Source organism: Streptomyces sp. CA-251247 (assembly GCF_050952975.1).
Lineage (GTDB): Bacteria > Actinomycetota > Actinomycetes > Streptomycetales > Streptomycetaceae > Streptomyces > Streptomyces achmelvichensis.
The window spans coordinates 1018382-1034664 of the sequence record NZ_CP191861.1 but is presented as its reverse complement, the minus strand read 5'-3'; the positions used below and the strand labels follow the sequence as shown (position 1 = coordinate 1034664).

Genomic DNA, 16283 nt, shown 5'->3' with positions numbered 1-16283 from the left:
CCGAGGCCGCTGCCCGCTGAGTGTGCGCCTACCTCGTGGGCCCGAGGCCGCTGCCTGCCGGAGGCGCCCGGCGGGTGGGAGCCGGCGCCATGCCTGCGCGCCGCTGGGAAGAGTCCCTGCCTGGGCCCGAGGCCGCTGCCCGATGCCCGCTGCCTGCGTCCCGCCGGCTCCGTGACCGTCGCCCGGCGAAGGCGCCACCACCCGAGCTCCGCCAACGCTGCCCGCCGAACACGCCGCCGCGCGGGCTCCGGGGAGAGCCCGCGCGGCGTGCAGGGCCGGGAGTGCCGGCCGTCGGTCTGTGGTGTCAGGCAGTGGTCCGCGCGTTCGCCGGGGTGCCGTCAGCGGGAGCCGCGGCCGGTCCGGCCGACTCCTTGAGGTCGCTGTCGCTGCCCCCGGGCCGCGCCGCGTCGACGTCCGCCAGGTCCCGGTGACGGGTCTCCTGGGCGCAGGCGATGGCCACGACAGTGATCAGCGCCGCGGCGATCACATACAGGGCGATCGGTGTCGACGAGTCGAAGTCGGCGAGCAGCGCGGTCGCGATGAGCGGGGCGGGCGCTCCGGCGGCGACCGAGGAGAACTGCGCGCCTATGGAGGCACCGGAGTAGCGCATGCGCGTCGCGAACATCTCGGAGAAGAAGGCCGCCTGGGGTGCGTACATCGCGCCGTGGAACACCAGCCCCACGGTGACGGCGAGCAGCAGGGACCCGAAGCTCGCTGTGTCGATGAGAGCGAAGAACGGGAACATCCACGCCCCGACCCCGATCGCGCCGATCAGATAGACCGGCCTGCGCCCGATGCGGTCCGACAGCGCGCCCCACAGGGGGATCACCGCGAAATGCACGGCGGAGGCGATGAGTACGGCGTTGAGCGCGGTCTGCTTGCTCAGGTCAACCGCTGTCGTGGCGTACACCAGGATGAACGCGGTGATCACGTAGTAGCTGATGTTCTCGGCCATGCGCGCGCCCATCGCCACCAGCACATCCCGCCAGTGGTGCCGCAGCACGGCGACGAGCGGCATCTTCTCGGCTCCCGCGTCACTCGCCTTGCGCTGCTCGGCATGGGCCAACGCGGCCTTGAACACCGGGGATTCATCGACAGAGAGACGAATCCACAAGCCGACGATCACCAGGACCCCGGAGAGCAGGAAGGGAATGCGCCAGCCCCACGACGTGAACGCCGCGTCCGACAGCAGCGCCGTGAGCGCGGACAGCACACCGGTCGCCAGCAACTGGCCTGCGGGCGCGCCCGTCTGCGGCCAGGACGCCCAGAAACCGCGGCGTTCGGCGTCGCCGTGTTCGGAGACCAGCAGTACGGCGCCGCCCCACTCACCGCCGAGCGCGAAGCCCTGCACCAGCCTCAGCACGGTGAGCAGTACGGGCGCCGCCGTGCCGATGGTGGCGTGCGTCGGCAGCAGCCCGATCGCGAAGGTCGCCCCGCCCATCAGCAGCAGGCTCAGCACCAGCAGCTTCTTGCGGCCGAGCCGGTCGCCGTAGTGGCCGAAGACCAGCGCGCCGAGTGGACGGGCCGCGAAGCCGACGGCGTAGGTGAGGAAGGAGAGCAGGGTGCCGACGAGCGGGTCGGAGCCCGGGAAGAACAGCTTGTTGAAGACGAGCGCGGCGGCGGATCCGTAGAGGAAGAAGTCGTACCACTCGATGGTGGTGCCGATGAGGCTCGCGGCGACGATGCGGCGCAGACGGGCTGGAGCTGGGGGAGCGGTTGCCGAGGCAGCCATGGTCACCACTTCCGGGCGGGGGACGGGGACGTTGCGATGTCGCCACACCGTAGAAACACGCAGGTCACCGGCACATGTGGTGGGACACCATACTTCAGCCGCCGGTGGTGAGTGGACCGCCCATGCGCCCGCGCTCGACCGTCGCCGAAGTCCGCGTTTCCGCAGGGTCGGGCTCCATCTTCTGCCGGTCGCTGTAAACGGACATATGGTTCATCTGTTGATGTGGCGACAAGCCTGGAAAGGGTTCACATGCGCCCCGCACTCAGCTCTGCTGCCCTGGCCCAGCTGCGTCAGCAGCGTCCCTATCCGGCAGTTACGGTTTTGATGCCCACGCACCGTCGCGAACCGGACAACGCCCAGGATCCCGTCCGGCTGCGCAATCTCATGGCCGCGGCCAAGGAACAGCTTCAGGCCGATCCCGCTGTCACCCGGGAGACCCGCAGCGAGGTCACCGAACAGCTGGACCGCGCACTGGGCGAAGTCGACCTGGCCCATGCCGAGGACGGACTCGTCGTCTTCGCCGCGCCGGGGGAGCACCAGGTCTGGTCGCTCGGCCGGACCGTTCCCGAGCGGGTGGTGCTCTCGGACACCTTCCTGACCCGAAATCTCGTCTCGGCGCATGCTGCCGAGCGGCCGTTCTGGGTGCTGGCCGTCTCGGCCGACCGCGCCAGTCTGTGGAGCGGCACGACGGACCGCGTCACCGAGGAGGAGGCCGGGGCGTTCCCGCTGACCCGCAGCCTTGAAGACCCGGACGCCGAGCGCAAGGAGCGGATCGGCGATCTGCCCAGCACCTTCAGCGACGAACTCACCCGTCAGTTCCTGCGCGACGCCGACTCCGCGATGAGCGCCGTCCTGGCGTCCCACCCCCGGCCGTTGTACGTGGCCGGAGAAGCGGCGGCGCTCGCCCTTCTCGGCGACGTCGGCGGTGTGGCCGCCAAGGCCGCGGCCCGCATCCCGCACGGAGGCCTCGCGAGGGGACCCGCCGACGCGGTGGGGCAGGCCGTGCGGCCGTTCGCCGAGGCCCGCGCCGAGCAGGACGTCGCCGATGTGCTGGCGGAGCTGGACCGGGCCCGCGGGCGCCGGGCGTTCGCCGCCGGCGTGGACGAGATCCGGCAGAACGTCGCGACGGGCCGGGTGGCACTCCTCGCGGTCGAGGAGAACTACCGGGAGACCGTGCGGGACACGGGGGAGCACCTCAATCCCGCGGAACCGGGCGATCTGGACGCCCTGGACGACATTGTCGACGACATCGTCGAACGGTCGCTGGACACCGGCGCCGAAGTGCGGTTCGTCCCCGACGGCACGCTGGCCGACGTCGGCGGAATCGCGAGCGCCCTGCGCTACTGAGCGCGAGAAGCAGGAAAGGACCTCCGATGAGCGCAGCATCCCCACGCCGGCCGAGCATGCGGCGGCCCGTCGCCGCGGCGGCGACCGTGGTCATGGTGGCGGTGGGCGTCACCGGGCTCGTCTCGTGCGGCGACGACTACAACGGCTCCACGAGCAGTTCGTATCCCAGTCCCCGCCCGACACCCCCGGAGACCGCCTCCTTCTCCGGTGACGTGCCGTCCGCCCTGGCCTCCGGCGCGGCCTCGGCCCGTGCGGCCGCCTCGGCCGCCGCCTCGTCGGCGTCCGCCGCGGCCTCCGCCCTCGAGTCGTCGATCTCGGCCGAGGTGGGGCGGGCGAACGAGGAAGCCGCCGACGAGCTCAAGGACGTGAAGGGCGGCGGCAACGCCAAGGCCGACGTCACGCTCCGCGGCAAGCCCGTGGCCGAGACCGGTGGTCTGCGCGCCGTCATCGTGAACATCACCAACAGCACGGACGAGGAGGCTTCGTACGCCGTGCAGGTCGACTTCAGGGACTCCTCCGGCAAGGTCGTGGAGAGCCGCGTTGTCGGCGCCCAGGACCTCGCGCCGGGCAAGAGCGCCCAGCCGCTGGCCATCAGCAGGAAGCCTGCCGATCTGAACCTCACTCCCACGGTGGCCAAGGCCCAGCGGTACTGAACGCCCATGCGGTGTCGGAGCCGACAACCCCGACAGCCCGTAGCTGCCGGAAGCTCCGTCAGCCCCAACTCTGCGTGTAGTGGCTGCGGAAGTCCCGGCGGTCCTGTGCCGACCAGATCGACCGGGTGGCGATCAGCCCGAGCAGGCTCACCGTGATGACGATCAACCCCGGTGCGACCGCCTCGGGTCCGAGGATGGTGGTGACCGTGCGTCCCTCGCCCCCGCCCGGGTTGAGGGGGGCGTTGCCGCCCGCCGTGTTCGGCGGCGGGAGGTCGGGGTTGAGCGGTGCCTGGGCCGCGCCGTTCGCGGCGGCGCCGCCACCGGTGAGACGTACGCCGAGGGCCGCCATCGCCTTGGTTGCCGGCTGGAAGTAGGTGACGCCGCCCCTGGTGCAGTCGCCGTTGCCGCCCGACGTCACGCCGAGCGCCAGACCCTCCGCGAACAACGGGCCCCCGCTGTCACCGGGTTCGGCGCACACCGTCGTCTTGATGAGGCCGACGACCGTTCCCTCGGGGTAGTTCACGGTCGCGTTCAGTCCGGTGACCTGTCCGGTGCGCAGCCCGGTCGTACTGCCGCTGCGGAACACCTGCTGGCCGACGAAGGGTTCGGCGGCCCCGTTGATCTGGACGGCCTGGCCGCCCCCGATGTTCACCACGTTGGGCCCACCGGGGATCTCGCCGTTCTGGTACTGCACCAGTGCGAAGTCGTTGCCGGGGAACCTGCTCACCGTCATGTTGCCCACCGGCTTGCTGCCGCTGTTGTCCTGGAACCAGGTGGTCCCCGCGGGACCGCAATGGCCCGCCGTGAGGACGAAGTTGGCCCGGCCGTCGGTGACGTTGAAGCCGGCGGAACAGCGGCCCTCGCCGGCGAGAATCGGCTCGGCGCCGTTGATCCTGGTGGTGAACGACCCGGCGGTGCGCTCCATCCGTACGGACGCGCCGATCTTCTCGGCGGCGGCGGACAGCCGGTCCCAGGCGGCCGCCGACACCGTGCTGTCGGCCTGCACCGACACCGTGTTGGTCGCGTAGTCCAGTGACCACGCGGTGCCGGGCACCCGTGGAGCCTGGCCCAACGCATCGGTGGCCGAGCGCAGTTGGCTCATGTTGTACCGCACGACCTTGGCACGCGCCCCCGCACGCTCGACCTCCTCGGCCGCCTCCTCGTCGGTCACCGCCACGACCTCGCGCCCGTCGTCGCCCATCCAGGTGCCCGCGGTGCGCGAGGTGCCGAGCTCCGACACGAGCCGGGTGCCCACGTCATTGGCCGGTGTCCCGCCCGCTCCCGGTCCGGGGGCCTCACCTGCCACGGCGTCCGTGACCATCAGCCCTCCGCAGAGCAGTCCTCCCACGGCGGCCAGCCGTGCGATCCGCTGCAGTCTGCGTCGTGCGTGCGTCATCCCTGGCCCCTTGGTCGTTGCGCGACGCCGCTCCGAACGCCGAGGGCACCCGGACATCAGGAGCCCTCCTTCCATACGTGGGAAGGCGGCCGACAGTTCACCGCGCCGCGGGTCGACGTGAAGCCGAGGCCGACGGAGGCCGGACGGCAGGAGGCAGTGACAACCCAAGGTTGACACTCCGCGGGGTGTCAACCTACGGTTGACACATGGAGAATCCCGGTCGCACGACCCATCCCGTACGGCTCGACGACCTCATCGAGGCCATCAAGAAGGTCCATTCCAACGAACTCGACCAGCTGTCGGACGCGGTCATCGCCGCCGATCACCTCGGTGACGTGGCCGACCATCTGATCGGTCACTTCGTGGACCAGGCCCGGCGTTCCGGTGCCTCGTGGACGGAGATCGGCAAGAGCATGGGTGTCACCCGCCAGGCGGCCCAGAAGCGATTCGTCCCGAAGGGCGGCGCCGAGTCGGATCTCGACCCCAGCCAGGGTTTCAGCAGGTTCACCGAGCGCGCCAAGAACTGCCTGATGGCGGCTCACAACGAGGCGCACGCCGCGGGGAACGACACGATCGGACCGGCGCACCTCGTCCTCGGGCTGCTCGCCGAGCCGGACGCGCTCGCCGCCCGTGCGATCCTCGCGCAGGGCGTCACGCTGGACACCGTCCGCCGGGTCGCGACCGCGGCACTGCCGCCCGCGGCCGGCGAGGTGCCCGACCTCGTCCCGTACGACGCGTCGTCGCGCAAGGTCCTGGAGCTGACCTTCCGTGAGGCGCTGCGTCTGGGCCACAACTACATCGGCACCGAGCACATGGTGCTTGCCCTGCTGGAGTTCGAGGACGGCGCGGGTGTGCTCACCACGTCAGGCGTCGACAAGGCCGCCGCCGAGGCCCACATCGCCGACGCCGTGGCGGCGATCATCGCCGCCCACCAGCAGGATTGAGACGTGTGCCCGACGGTCGGCGCGCGGGGCACACCACGAGGTCCTACACGGCGGAGCGCCTGCGCTGGGCGTGATTGCCCGCGAGAAGGGCCTCCGTGATGAGCCGAACGCCCCGCGCCAGCCGGTTCAGCTGCTCCAACTCGACGGCGTAGAGCCGGATGGTGCTCTCGATGATCTGGTCGGAGACCCCCAGCGTGGGCAGTTCGGCCCGGCAGGTCTGCAGGGCGACGCGTACGGTCCGCATCTCGTGCTGGAGCTGCAACTGCGCATGGCGGGCCAGCAGGATGTGATGGCGGGTCAGGGTCGAGTAGCCGGCGTAGCGGGCCGGCAGGAGATCGCGCAACCAGCGCGCCGCCGTGCGCTCCCAGTCGTGGTTGCCGGGGGTCTTGACCTGTACCGGCCAGTCCGAGTCGATCGGGGTGAAGGTCTGGGACATCGTCGTCGCTTCCGGATGGGGCGGATCGGCACAGGGTCGCTGGCCTGGGGAGTCTCTGGCGGCCCCGGCCCAGGGGTTGACCGGGGCCGCCGGGTGGGCACATCCGCAGGGGGCGGATGGTGCCCGGACGGAACACCGAGGGGCGGGACGCGAGGAGGAGAGCGTCATACCCCGGTGTCCGTGCTAGGGGGCTCGTACCGGATCGCCGTGGTCGCCCGTACCGATGACACCCGTGAGCCGGTCCGGCCCCGGCAGATCTCGGCGGAGTGCGCCGCATGCGGCGGGGCGTGGCGAGGTGTGCATGGGGCGGTGCCGACCTTCCTGGGCGACGGTGCGGGCCGGCCTGGGATCCGGAGGAACCCGGGGCCACCAGGGCAGTAAATATATATACCGTTGAGTAAGCAAGGGTATGAAAAATTTCATGCACGATGAGGCATGAAACGTCCCGATCGATTCCACCGGCGATGAGCCGGCGGATCAGTCCTCGAGGAAGAAATCGTGCTGTTCGGCGGCCTGCTCGTAGCTTTCGAGACGGCTCTGCGTGCGCTGCGGATCGGCGTCGGCCATCGCCTGGAGCAGGGCGGCGGACAGGACGCCCGGCGCCGCGTAGGAGTCGAAGACGAGCCGCGAGCCGGTGGCGGCGGTCAGGGCCACATCGGCCTCGTCCACGATCGGGCCGAGTGACAGGTCGGTGATCAGCGCGACGCGCAGCCCCGTGCTGCGGGCCGCGCGCATCGCCGCGAGCGTCTCGTTGGCATGCCGTGGCATCGCGAACGCCAGCACCCAGGTGCCGCCCGCGGCCCGTGACTGAAGGAGTGCGTCGTACGCGACGCTGCCGCCGCGGGTCACCGTGCGCACATCGGGATGGATCCGGCGCGCGGCATAGGCGAAGTACTCCGCGAGCGAGACGGAGATCCGCAGTCCGAGCACGGTGAGCGGAACCGACCGGGCGAGTTCACGGCCGACGTCCAGCACCTGGTCGGTGTCGGCCAGCACCCGGCGCAGATTCTCGAGGTTCTCGATCTCGGCATCCACGGCGGCCTGCAGTTCGTTGCGGCGGATCTGCTCGCGCGAGTCGGGCGAGCCCGCGACCGCACTGAGCGCGATGGGCTGAAGCGCCTCGCGGAGCGCGGGGTAGCCGCTGAAGCCGACCGAGGAGGCGAACCGGGTCACCGAGGGCTGGCTGACCCCCACCCGCTCCGCGAGGTCCGTGATCGACAGGAACGCGGCCTCGGTGAGGTGGTCGGTGATGTACTGCGCGATCCGCCGCTGTCCCGGCGAGAGCCGGTGGCCGCCGAAAAGGGCGAGAACCCTGTCCGTGGGGGCCGGCTCCGCGTCGGGAGCAAGTCTCCCCGGCGTGATCGCAGACGCCTGTGCGCGTGCCTGCTGCCCTGATGGCACCGGTGTCACTCCTTCTCGTCCCACTTTCGCTCAAGATAGCTCAGTCGTCCGGGTCGGCAGGGAGACTTCCGGCAGGTGTGGGACCCGTCGTCTCACATTCCGGATGCTTGCGTGGACGCGGGCTCCGTCGCCCGCAGCAGCATCGAGGCACCCTGCCGTGCCTGCCCGGCGGCGTCGGCAGAGCGGGTGATGGCCGCCGTGGCCATCGCGCCCTCGGCGAGCAGGACGAGCGGGCCGGCGAGTTCCGCGGGCCGGCCCGCGTCCTTCACCAGGCTCGCCACATAGGCCCCGAAGGCGCTCTTGTGGTGGCGGGCCGCCTCGGCGACGGCCGGGTCGACGGCGCCGAGCTCGCCGTAGGAGTTGATGAAGGCGCAGCCCCGGAAGTCCGGCTCCGCGAACCAGTCCCGCAGCCAGTCGTAGACGGCGAGGATGCGTTCCTCCCCGTCCGCCCGGCTGTCGGCGTACTCCATGACCTGCGTGCGCCAGCGGATGTCGCGCCGTTCGAGGTAGGCCCGCAGCAGCTCCGCCTTGGAGGGGAAGACCTGGTAGAGGCGCTTGAGGGAGACGCCGGACGCGGAACGGATCTCGTCCATGCCGACGGCCTGGACGCCTCGTTCGTAGAACAGCTCCTCGGCCGCGTCGAGCAGTTTCGTGCGCGCTTCCGTCAGGTCCATCGGTGCTCCAGTTGCGCGAGAATCATCGTTCTCCTAACCTACATCGCAGCGCGGAGAACGCACGTTCTCCGCTGGTGGAGCCCGCCCGGGGATTCACCTCCGGCACCGAAGGAGACGTCATGTCACTCCGTCCTCCCGTCCCGCCCTTCACCCGCGAGAGCGCCGTCGAAAAGGTCCGCCTCGCCGAGGACGGCTGGAACAGCCGCACGCCCGAAAAGGTCGCCCTCGCCTACACGGAGGACTCCCGCTGGCGCAACCGCGCCGAACGGTTCGCCGGACGCGACAGGATCGTCGCCTTCCTGACCCGCAAGTGGGACAGGGAGCTGGACTACCGCCTGATCAAGGAGCTGTGGGCGTACGACGGCGACCGTATCGCCGTGCGCTTCGCCTACGAATGGCACGACGACTCCGGCCAGTGGTACCGCTCGTACGGCAACGAGAACTGGGAGTTCGACGAGAGCGGTCTGATGCGGGTGCGGCACGCGAGCATCAACGACGCGCCGATCCAGGAGTCCGACCGCGCCTACCACTGGCCGCTCGGCCGCCGCCCCGACGACCACCCCGGACTCTCGGAGCTCGGATTCTGAGACGCCCGCCGGGACGCCGGCCGCGACCGTGGCGCACGATCTCTGTCGACAGAGATGCGCGATACGGCTGGGGGAGGGCATTCTTACTGTGTGACCTGGTACGCCGCGGCCGGGCACACTCCGCAGGATCGGCGCGGGGTCACGGCCGGGACAGGGAAGAGCGACCGCCGAGTTCCCGACGAACTGGAGCTGGTACTCGCTCAAGCCTCCGTGAGCGCCATCGAAGCGGTCGGGGGGTTCGCCGGTGGCGTCTATCTCCGGTCCGAATCCGAGGGACTCCTGAGGCTGGCCGTGCTCGCCGGGCTGCCGCAACGCCTGTTCAAGCCCTGGTGGCGCATGCATGTGAACAGGCCGTTCCCCGTCGCCGAGGCCTACAGATCGGGACGCGCCGTCCACCTGGCGGACGCCGAGGAAGCGATGCGGCGCTTCCCACAGCTCATGGCGGGCCTGCCCTTCCCCTTCGGATCGCTCTACGTTCCCGTCGTCGCCGACAGCGAGAGGTTCGGCGTCCTGGTGGTTCTGCGGCGCGCCACCGCCGGGCAGCCGGTCGACAACAGCGACCGCCACCGGATCCACAACGCCGCCCGGCGGCTCGGAGCCGCGCTCGCCGCACTGAGCGCCCGGGGCTCGCCCGTCGCCTGGGAGGGCGAACCGGTCCCCGTCCAGTTGCCCGCCCTCACCACACCCCCCGTACGGATCGGCCACTTCGAGTGGGAGCTGAGCAGCGGAACCGTCACGGCTGACGAGGACATGTGCACCATCCTCGGCGCCGATCCCCAGGGATTCCCGGGCACGATCGAGGCGCTGACCGAACGGCTGTCGCCGGAGGACATGTTCGGCCTGTGGGCCGTCGCGCGGCAGGCGCTCGACTCCAGCCGACCGGTGGCCCGGAGAATGCGGCTGCGCGGGCCCGACGGCCGGCCGCATCTGCTCGAGATCACGGGCCGCCGCGCCGGCCCGCCCGAGGCCGGACAGGCGGACCGTCTGACCGGGTTCCTGGTGGACCTCGGCACCGGGCCGATCATCTCCGAGGCGACGGAGCGGCTGCCCCGCGGGATCTTCTCGCTCGACCGGCTCGGGCGGATCACCTACCTCAACCAGCGCGCCGAGAAGATGTTCGAGCGCGGCGCGCCCGAACTGACCGGGCGCATCCTGTGGGACGTGGTGCCCTGGCTCGGCAACCCCGCCTACGAGGACCACTACCGGGCCGCGATGATGTCCCACACCGCCGTGCACTTCATGGCCCGGCGGACCGAGGACGAGTGGCTGTCCGTCTCCCTCTTCCCCGGCCATGACGGTCTGACCGCGAGCCTCACGCCCGCGGACGAGCCCTCGTACGCCCCGGGTTCGGTGATCACCCCCGGCGCCGGGCTCGGCTCACCGGCCGACCGCGCCTCGGCGCTCTACCGTCCGGTCGCCCTGGCCATCGCCCTGACCGAGGCCGTCACGGCACGTCAGGTATCCGCCGTGGTCACCGAGGAACTGCTCCCGGCCTTCGGCGGCCGGCAGCTGGCGATCTATCTGCTCAACGAGAGACACCTCTACCTGGCCTGGGAGACCGGCTTCCCGCAGGGGTTCCTGGACCGCTTCGACGGCGTGGCTCTCGACGCGCGGCTGCCCGGAGTCGAAACCCTGACCTCCGGACGCCCGATCTTCTTCGAGTCGATGGAGCATCTGGCAACCGCCTATCCCGGCATCCCCCTCGACGCCCATGTGGGCGCGCGGGCCTTCTTGCCGCTGATCGCCTCCGGTCGGCCGGTGGGCTCCTGCATCCTCGGCTTCGACCAGCCGCGCGGATTCAGCCCCGAGGAACGTACGGTGCTGACCGCGCTCGCCGGACTCATCGCCCAGGCGCTGGAGCGCGCCCAGCGCTACGACAGCGAGGCGGCGCTCGCCCGCGGACTGCAGGATGCCCTGCTGCCGCACCGGCTGCCCGTCCTGAGCAATGCCGCGACCGTGGGGCGCTACCTCCCCGGCACCCAGGGCATGGAGGTCGGCGGCGACTGGTACGACGTGGTCGAGCAAGGTGACAAGATCGCCCTGGTCATCGGCGACGTCCAGGGGCACGGGGTGTCCGCGGCGGCCACGATGGGTCAACTGCGCACCGCGCTGCGGGCGTTCGCGCTGGCCGGCCACGATCCGCAAGAGGTGGTGACCGGTACGAACCGGCTGCTCATCGACCTCGACCCGGGCCAGTTCGCCAGTTGCTGCTACATCGTCGTCGACCCGGCGACCGGCATCACGCGGGCCGTACGGGCCGGTCATCCGCAGCCGCTGCTGCGGCACCCCGACGGCAGGACCGACGTGCTCAACCTGGCGGGCGGAGTCGTTCTCGGCGTCGACCCCGCCGCCACCTATCCGGTCACCGAACTGCGTCTGGAGCCCGGCGCGGTGCTGGCGTTGTTCACCGACGGTCTCGTCGAGGAGCCGGGGCGCGACATCGACGTCGGTATCGACCGGCTGTGCGCCACGTTCGCCGAATGCGGATCGCTGACCCTGGCCGAGACGGCCGACCGCCTGATCCAGGAGGCCGGACAGGCGGCGGACCGGCCCGACGACATCGCGCTGCTGCTCGCCACCCGCTGGGCGTAGCGCCCCGTCGGCGGGGTCACCTTCCGCAACACCGGTCTCAGCCCGCGCCCGGCGCGGTCGCCGTGCTCTCCCGTTCCAGGAGCCGGGGGAGCGGTACCCGCACCGTCCGTGCCGCGCCCCCGTCCAGCAGGGCCGTCAGTTCCTCGGCGGCGAGCCGCCCGAAGGCGACCGTGTCCCGCGACAGCGCGGTCAGCCAGGGGTGGGCCATCCGGCACAGCACCGAGTCCTCCCACGAGACGATCGAGACGTCGCCGGGCACGTGGAGACCCAGACCGCTCGTCACGGCGGCGCCCGCGGCGGCCATCACGTCGTTGTCGTAGACGAGGGCGGTGGGCGGCGCCTCGCCCGTCAGCACCCGCCGGGTCACCGCGGCACCCTCGGTGTCGGAGTAGTCGGTGGTCACCGAACGGGCCTCGGCCAGGCCGCGCCGCTCGGCCTCCGCGCGGAGCGAGCGGATGCGCCGGTCGGTGTGGGCGAGCGAGGACAGACCCGCGATGTGCACGATCCGCCGGTGGCCGAGCTCGTGCAGCCGGCCGACGATCACGGCCATCGCGCCGGTGTCGTCGGCCCGCACCTGGGAGAGATTCGGGTGTCCGTCGGGCAGCCCGCCGATGACGACCCCGGGCAGTCCCAGTTCGTCCAGCAGCGCCGGGCGCGGGTCGTCCGTCCGCGGATCCACCACCAGCACACCGTCCACGCGGTGTTCGGCCCACCAGCGGCGGTAGACGGCGCATTCGTCCGCCACGTCCTCCACCACCTGGAACAGCAGACCGAGGTGACGCTCCGACAGCACTTCCTGGATGCCGGAGATCAACTGGAGGAAGAACGAGTCCACGCCGAGCGTCGTCGCGGGCCGTGCCACGACGAGCCCGACCGTCGCCGCGCCTTCGCCGGACAGCGCACGGGCGGCCGTACTCGGCCGCCAGCCCAGCTGCTCGGCGACCCGGCGCACCCGGTCGCGGGTGATCTCCGAGACCCCCGGCCGGTCGTTCAGCGCGAAGGACACAGCGCTCTCCGAGACACCGGCACGGCGGGCGATGTCCTTCATCGTGGGGCGACGCACCGGTGCCCGCCTGGACGGTGGACCCGCCGCCCCCGGCGGTGTTTCCGCTGCCACTGGGGCCCCTTTCACCCGTCGTACTAAAGCGCTTGAGCGCCTGTAGCCTAAAGCGCTTTAGTTGATCCCCGCAAGTGCTTGCTCGCGCGGCTCTGACCTGGACTAATGCAGAGCGGAACGCATTAGTTGGCGCGAATGTCTTGACTTCACGGGCAGTTCACTTGCAGGGTCTGGTCGCAGTGAACAGCCGGTGGCCGCAGCTCCGGCGTCCGCACGTCTGGTCCGAGCAAAGGAGCCGTTCACCGTGCGCATCAACCGCAGGGCATTCGCCGCTGCCGCCGTCATCGCCGTCGTCCTGCCGCTGAGTGCCTGCGGCGGCGCATCGGACACCGGTTCGTCCGACGCCTCCGGCAAGGTCGAGGGCCGGATCACCTTCCAGACCTGGAACCTCCAGGCCAACTTCAAGGACTACTTCAACGGCCTGATCGCCGACTTCGAGAAGCAGCACCCCGGTACCGACGTGAAGTGGGTCGACCGGCCGGCCGAGGGCTATGCCGACAAGATCAGCGCGGATGCCGCCGGAGGCACTCTGCCCGACGTCGTCAACGTCTCGCCGGACCTGGTCGCCCCGCTCGCCAAGGCCGGGCTCGCCCTCGACCTGGACAAGGCCGCCTCCCAGTACCGCAAGGAGTATCTGGAAGGCGCCTGGCAGAGCCATCGGATACCCGGCATGGAGGGCACCTTCGCCTTCCCCTGGTATCTCAACACCGGCCCGCTCTTCTACAACAAGCGGCTCCTCACCGAGGCGGGGCTCGACGCCGCACAGCCGCCGAAGACGTACGACCAGGTCTTCGCGGCCGGGCTCCAGCTGGCGCAGAAGAGCAAGGGGAAGATCGCCACCCTGGCCAATGTGCCCACCATCGAGGACTTCGGCCGCTACGACGTCCCGCTGATGAACAAGGAGGGCACCGGCTTCGCCTTCAATGACGCGAAGGGCGTCGAACTCCTCACCAAGTACAAGGAGTTGTACGACGCCAAGGCGCTTGATCCGCAGGCACTCACGGCCACGCCCGAGTCCGCGGGCCACAAGTTCCTGACCGAGTCGGTGGCCATGAACCCGGGCAGCGCGCTGGACCTCGGGAACTTCAAGAAGCAGGCGCCCGGTCTGTACAAGAACATCGGGATCACCGACCAGGTCAGCAGCACCGGCCACGCCAACATGTACGTCATGGGCGTGATGGTGAACTCCCGGTCGCAGCAGAAGCCCGCCGCCGTCGCCTTCGCGCACTTCGTGACCGACGCGACCCGCCAGATGGAGTTCGCCAAGAAGGTCGCCATCTTCCCGAGCACCGCGGGCTCCCTGGACGACCCGTACTTCACCAAGGAGGACGGCAGCGACGAGACCCGCGTCCGGGTCGCGGCCGCCAAGTCCCTGAAGACAGCGGTCAATTACACACCGGTGTTGTTCAGCGAGCAGATGAAGACCGAGCTGCGCAATGCGGTGGCGCGGGCGCTCCAGGGCAAGGAGAGCCCCGAGGAAGCGCTTGACAACGCTGTCAAGGCCTGCGACCGGCTGCTCCAGCAGAGCTGAGCCGGATCCGCCATGACCACCTCCACCGTTTCCTCCGCCGCGGCGAGCCCGCCGGAGCGTTTCGAGCCGAAAGGGGCGGCCCGCTCCGGCGGCCGCCGCCCCGGCAGCCCGATCAGGCGTCAACTGCCGACCAGTCCCTGGCTGTTCGCCGCACCGGGTCTGCTGATCGTCGGCGCGTTCAGCCTGTATCCCTTCATCAGCACGCTGGTGAACGCCTTCACCGACCGCCGCACCCTGATCCCCGGACAGTTCGTGGGCCTCGCCAACTTCGAGGAACTCCTCCACGACGACATGTTCTGGATCGGACTGCGCAACAGCACCCTGTACGTCCTCGGTGTGGTGCCCGCGCTGGTGATCCTGCCGCTGCTGCTCGCGATGCTCGTGCAGCGCCACATCCCCGGTATCACCTTCTTCCGGTCGGCCTTCTACACACCGGTGGTCGCCTCCATCGTGGTCGTCGGTCTGATCTGGGTGTGGATGCTGGACGACCGCGGGCTGATCAACGCCGTCCTGGAGGCGGTGGGCGTCGGCAAGGTCGGCTTCCTCAGCGACCAGTGGCTGCTGCTCGGCAGCGCCATGGCGGTGACGGTCTGGAAGGGCCTCGGCTACTACATGATCATTTATCTGGCCGCGCTGGCGAACGTGCCACGTGAACTCCACGAGGCCGCGGCCGTCGACGGGGCGGGCCCCGTCCGGCGCTTCGTCACCGTCACCGTGCCCGCCGTCCGCTCCACCATGGTCCTCGTCGGGGCCCTCTCCTCGGTCGCCGCCTTCAAGGTCTTCTCCGAGGTCTATCTGATGGCCGGCCCCAGCGGAGGGCCCGCGGGCGAGGACACCACGCTCGTCATGCTCGTCCAGCGCGTCGGCACCGGACTGTCCGGGCGCGTCGGCTACGCCTCCGCCATCTCGGTGGTCGTCTTCGTCGTCACCGTCGCCCTGATGCTGCTCGTGCTCCGCGCCGACCGCCGGGAGGACGCGTGAACGCGGTCAGGGTGACGGACGCCGAAGGCCGGCGGATCCCGGGCTGGCAGCTCGTCCTGCGCTACCTCCTGCTGCTCGCCGTACTGGCCCTGACCGTCGGGCCCTTCCTGTGGCAGCTGTCCACCTCGCTCAAGGGGCCGCACGAGGACATCTTCAGTTCCCCTCCGAAGTTCTTCCCCAGCGAGCCGACCCTCGACAACTACACGCGCGTCGCCGACACCATCCCGGTGTGGGACTACGCCCTCAACTCCCTGAAGGTCGCCGCGACCAATGTGGTCACCAACTGCGTCGGCGCGGCACTCGCGGGCTACGCGCTCGCCCGGATGCGCTACCGCGGACGCCGGGCCGCGACGCTCGCCTTCGTCCTCGCGATGCTCGTCCCCGTCGAGGGCATCATCATCGCCCAGTTCACCACCATGCGGGACCTCGGCCTGAACAACACCCTGATCGCGGTCCTGTTGCCGGGCTGCATCGGAGCGCTCAACGTCCTTCTGATGCGCAACGCCTTCCTGGGCCTCCCGCAGGAGGTGGAGGAGGCGGCCTATGTCGACGGCGCGAACGTGTGGCAGCGATTCCTGCGTATTGCCCTGCCCTCGGTCAAGGGCACCCTCGCGGTGGTCGCGATCTTCTCCTTCATGGGCGCCTGGGACGACTTCCTGTGGCCGCTCATCGTCCTCAGCGATCCGCAGAACTTCACGCTCACCATCGGCCTGAACTATCTGCACGGCACCTTCGCCAACGACGAACGCCTCGTCGCCGCCGGAACGATCATCGCCGTGCTGCCCCTGATCATCCTCTTCGCCTGTCTGCAGCGCTTCTTCTTCCGCGGTGTCGGTGAGGGGGCCGTCAAGGGCTGACCGCCCGGCCCCCCATCGCCGTCGCACCACAGAAC

14 protein-coding genes are annotated in these 16283 nt (G+C 70.3%); 8 read left to right on the top strand and 6 right to left on the bottom strand.

What is annotated here, in order from left to right:
• Positions 1-304: 304 nt before the first annotated feature.
• On the bottom strand, positions 305-1732 hold the full coding sequence (locus ACQPWZ_RS04380; protein WP_433570704.1) for an MFS transporter: 1428 nt from the start codon (positions 1730-1732) through the stop codon (positions 305-307).
• Positions 1733-1981: 249 nt separating this feature from the next.
• On the opposite strand from ACQPWZ_RS04380, the gene ACQPWZ_RS04375 reads away from it, so the two are divergent.
• Together ACQPWZ_RS04375 and ACQPWZ_RS04370 are read left to right on the top strand one after the other, a co-directional pair.
• Positions 1982-3079 carry a chemotaxis protein gene (locus tag ACQPWZ_RS04375; protein WP_340471799.1) on the top strand — a complete coding sequence of 366 codons (1098 nt, stop codon included), beginning with the start codon at positions 1982-1984 and terminating at the stop codon, positions 3077-3079.
• A 26-nt stretch (positions 3080-3105) separates the two neighbouring features.
• The gene (locus ACQPWZ_RS04370) at positions 3106-3732 is read left to right on the top strand and encodes a hypothetical protein (protein WP_340471798.1); all 627 of its coding nucleotides are present in this window, start codon (positions 3106-3108) and stop codon (positions 3730-3732) included.
• A 58-nt stretch (positions 3733-3790) separates the two neighbouring features.
• Here ACQPWZ_RS04370 and ACQPWZ_RS04365 read toward each other — a convergent pair whose 3' ends face one another.
• Positions 3791-5128: a S1 family peptidase gene (locus ACQPWZ_RS04365; RefSeq protein WP_433570703.1), complete on the bottom strand. Its 1338-nt coding sequence runs from the start codon at positions 5126-5128 to the stop codon at positions 3791-3793.
• 206 nt (positions 5129-5334) lie between these two features.
• On the opposite strand from ACQPWZ_RS04365, the gene ACQPWZ_RS04360 reads away from it, so the two are divergent.
• Positions 5335-6072, top strand: coding sequence for a Clp protease N-terminal domain-containing protein (locus ACQPWZ_RS04360; RefSeq protein WP_433570702.1), 738 nt, complete (start codon positions 5335-5337; stop codon positions 6070-6072).
• Positions 6073-6115: 43 nt separating this feature from the next.
• On the opposite strand, the gene ACQPWZ_RS04355 is transcribed toward ACQPWZ_RS04360, so the two are convergent.
• The 3 genes from ACQPWZ_RS04355 to ACQPWZ_RS04345 form a co-directional block, all read right to left on the bottom strand.
• On the bottom strand, positions 6116-6508 hold the full coding sequence (locus tag ACQPWZ_RS04355; protein ID WP_433570701.1) for a hypothetical protein: 393 nt from the start codon (positions 6506-6508) through the stop codon (positions 6116-6118).
• Between the two features lie 477 nt (positions 6509-6985).
• Complete coding sequence (locus tag ACQPWZ_RS04350) at positions 6986-7909, bottom strand: MurR/RpiR family transcriptional regulator (protein WP_340471794.1); 924 nt, start codon at positions 7907-7909, stop codon at positions 6986-6988.
• A gap of 92 nt (positions 7910-8001) precedes the next feature.
• The gene (locus ACQPWZ_RS04345) at positions 8002-8583 is read right to left on the bottom strand and encodes a TetR/AcrR family transcriptional regulator (protein ID WP_383244031.1); all 582 of its coding nucleotides are present in this window, start codon (positions 8581-8583) and stop codon (positions 8002-8004) included.
• A gap of 119 nt (positions 8584-8702) precedes the next feature.
• Between ACQPWZ_RS04345 and ACQPWZ_RS04340 the strand changes: the two genes are divergently transcribed.
• Both ACQPWZ_RS04340 and ACQPWZ_RS04335 read left to right on the top strand, forming a co-directional pair.
• Entirely contained in the window at positions 8703-9170 is a 468-nt protein-coding gene (locus ACQPWZ_RS04340) for a nuclear transport factor 2 family protein (protein ID WP_340471792.1), read from the top strand.
• 54 nt (positions 9171-9224) lie between these two features.
• On the top strand, positions 9225-11762 hold the full coding sequence (locus tag ACQPWZ_RS04335; protein ID WP_433570700.1) for a SpoIIE family protein phosphatase: 2538 nt from the start codon (positions 9225-9227) through the stop codon (positions 11760-11762).
• A gap of 37 nt (positions 11763-11799) precedes the next feature.
• Here ACQPWZ_RS04335 and ACQPWZ_RS04330 read toward each other — a convergent pair whose 3' ends face one another.
• Positions 11800-12810, bottom strand: a complete 1011-nt coding sequence (locus ACQPWZ_RS04330) for a LacI family DNA-binding transcriptional regulator (protein ID WP_405575767.1) — start codon at positions 12808-12810, stop codon at positions 11800-11802.
• A 313-nt stretch (positions 12811-13123) separates the two neighbouring features.
• Here ACQPWZ_RS04330 and ACQPWZ_RS04325 point away from each other — a divergent pair, with 313 nt between their 5' ends.
• Genes ACQPWZ_RS04325 through ACQPWZ_RS04315 form a run of 3 tightly spaced genes read left to right on the top strand, consistent with a single transcriptional unit; the run spans position 13124 to position 16248 of the window.
• On the top strand, positions 13124-14410 hold the full coding sequence (locus tag ACQPWZ_RS04325; protein WP_313947807.1) for an ABC transporter substrate-binding protein: 1287 nt from the start codon (positions 13124-13126) through the stop codon (positions 14408-14410).
• A gap of 12 nt (positions 14411-14422) precedes the next feature.
• The gene (locus ACQPWZ_RS04320) at positions 14423-15391 is read left to right on the top strand and encodes a carbohydrate ABC transporter permease (RefSeq protein ID WP_433570699.1); all 969 of its coding nucleotides are present in this window, start codon (positions 14423-14425) and stop codon (positions 15389-15391) included.
• On the top strand, positions 15388-16248 hold the full coding sequence (locus ACQPWZ_RS04315; RefSeq protein WP_433570698.1) for a carbohydrate ABC transporter permease: 861 nt from the start codon (positions 15388-15390) through the stop codon (positions 16246-16248). Before ACQPWZ_RS04320 ends, ACQPWZ_RS04315 begins: the two co-directional genes overlap by 4 nt.
• The last annotated feature ends 35 nt before the right edge of the window (positions 16249-16283 follow it).

Excerpts from the sequence above, each read along its gene's own strand:
- ACQPWZ_RS04380 (WP_433570704.1), bottom strand. The coding sequence starts at position 1,732 with ATGGCTGCCTCGGCAACCGCTCCCCCAGCTCCAGCCCGTCTGCGCCGC.
- ACQPWZ_RS04375 (WP_340471799.1), top strand. The coding sequence starts at position 1,982 with ATGCGCCCCGCACTCAGCTCTGCTGCCCTGGCCCAGCTGCGTCAGCAG.
- ACQPWZ_RS04370 (WP_340471798.1), top strand. The coding sequence starts at position 3,106 with ATGAGCGCAGCATCCCCACGCCGGCCGAGCATGCGGCGGCCCGTCGCC.
- ACQPWZ_RS04365 (WP_433570703.1), bottom strand. The coding sequence starts at position 5,128 with ATGACGCACGCACGACGCAGACTGCAGCGGATCGCACGGCTGGCCGCC.
- ACQPWZ_RS04360 (WP_433570702.1), top strand. The coding sequence starts at position 5,335 with ATGGAGAATCCCGGTCGCACGACCCATCCCGTACGGCTCGACGACCTC.
- ACQPWZ_RS04355 (WP_433570701.1), bottom strand. The coding sequence starts at position 6,508 with ATGTCCCAGACCTTCACCCCGATCGACTCGGACTGGCCGGTACAGGTC.
- ACQPWZ_RS04345 (WP_383244031.1), bottom strand. The coding sequence starts at position 8,583 with ATGGACCTGACGGAAGCGCGCACGAAACTGCTCGACGCGGCCGAGGAG.
- ACQPWZ_RS04340 (WP_340471792.1), top strand. The coding sequence starts at position 8,703 with ATGTCACTCCGTCCTCCCGTCCCGCCCTTCACCCGCGAGAGCGCCGTC.
- ACQPWZ_RS04335 (WP_433570700.1), top strand. The coding sequence starts at position 9,225 with ATGCGCGATACGGCTGGGGGAGGGCATTCTTACTGTGTGACCTGGTAC.
- ACQPWZ_RS04330 (WP_405575767.1), bottom strand. The coding sequence starts at position 12,810 with ATGAAGGACATCGCCCGCCGTGCCGGTGTCTCGGAGAGCGCTGTGTCC.
- ACQPWZ_RS04320 (WP_433570699.1), top strand. The coding sequence starts at position 14,423 with ATGACCACCTCCACCGTTTCCTCCGCCGCGGCGAGCCCGCCGGAGCGT.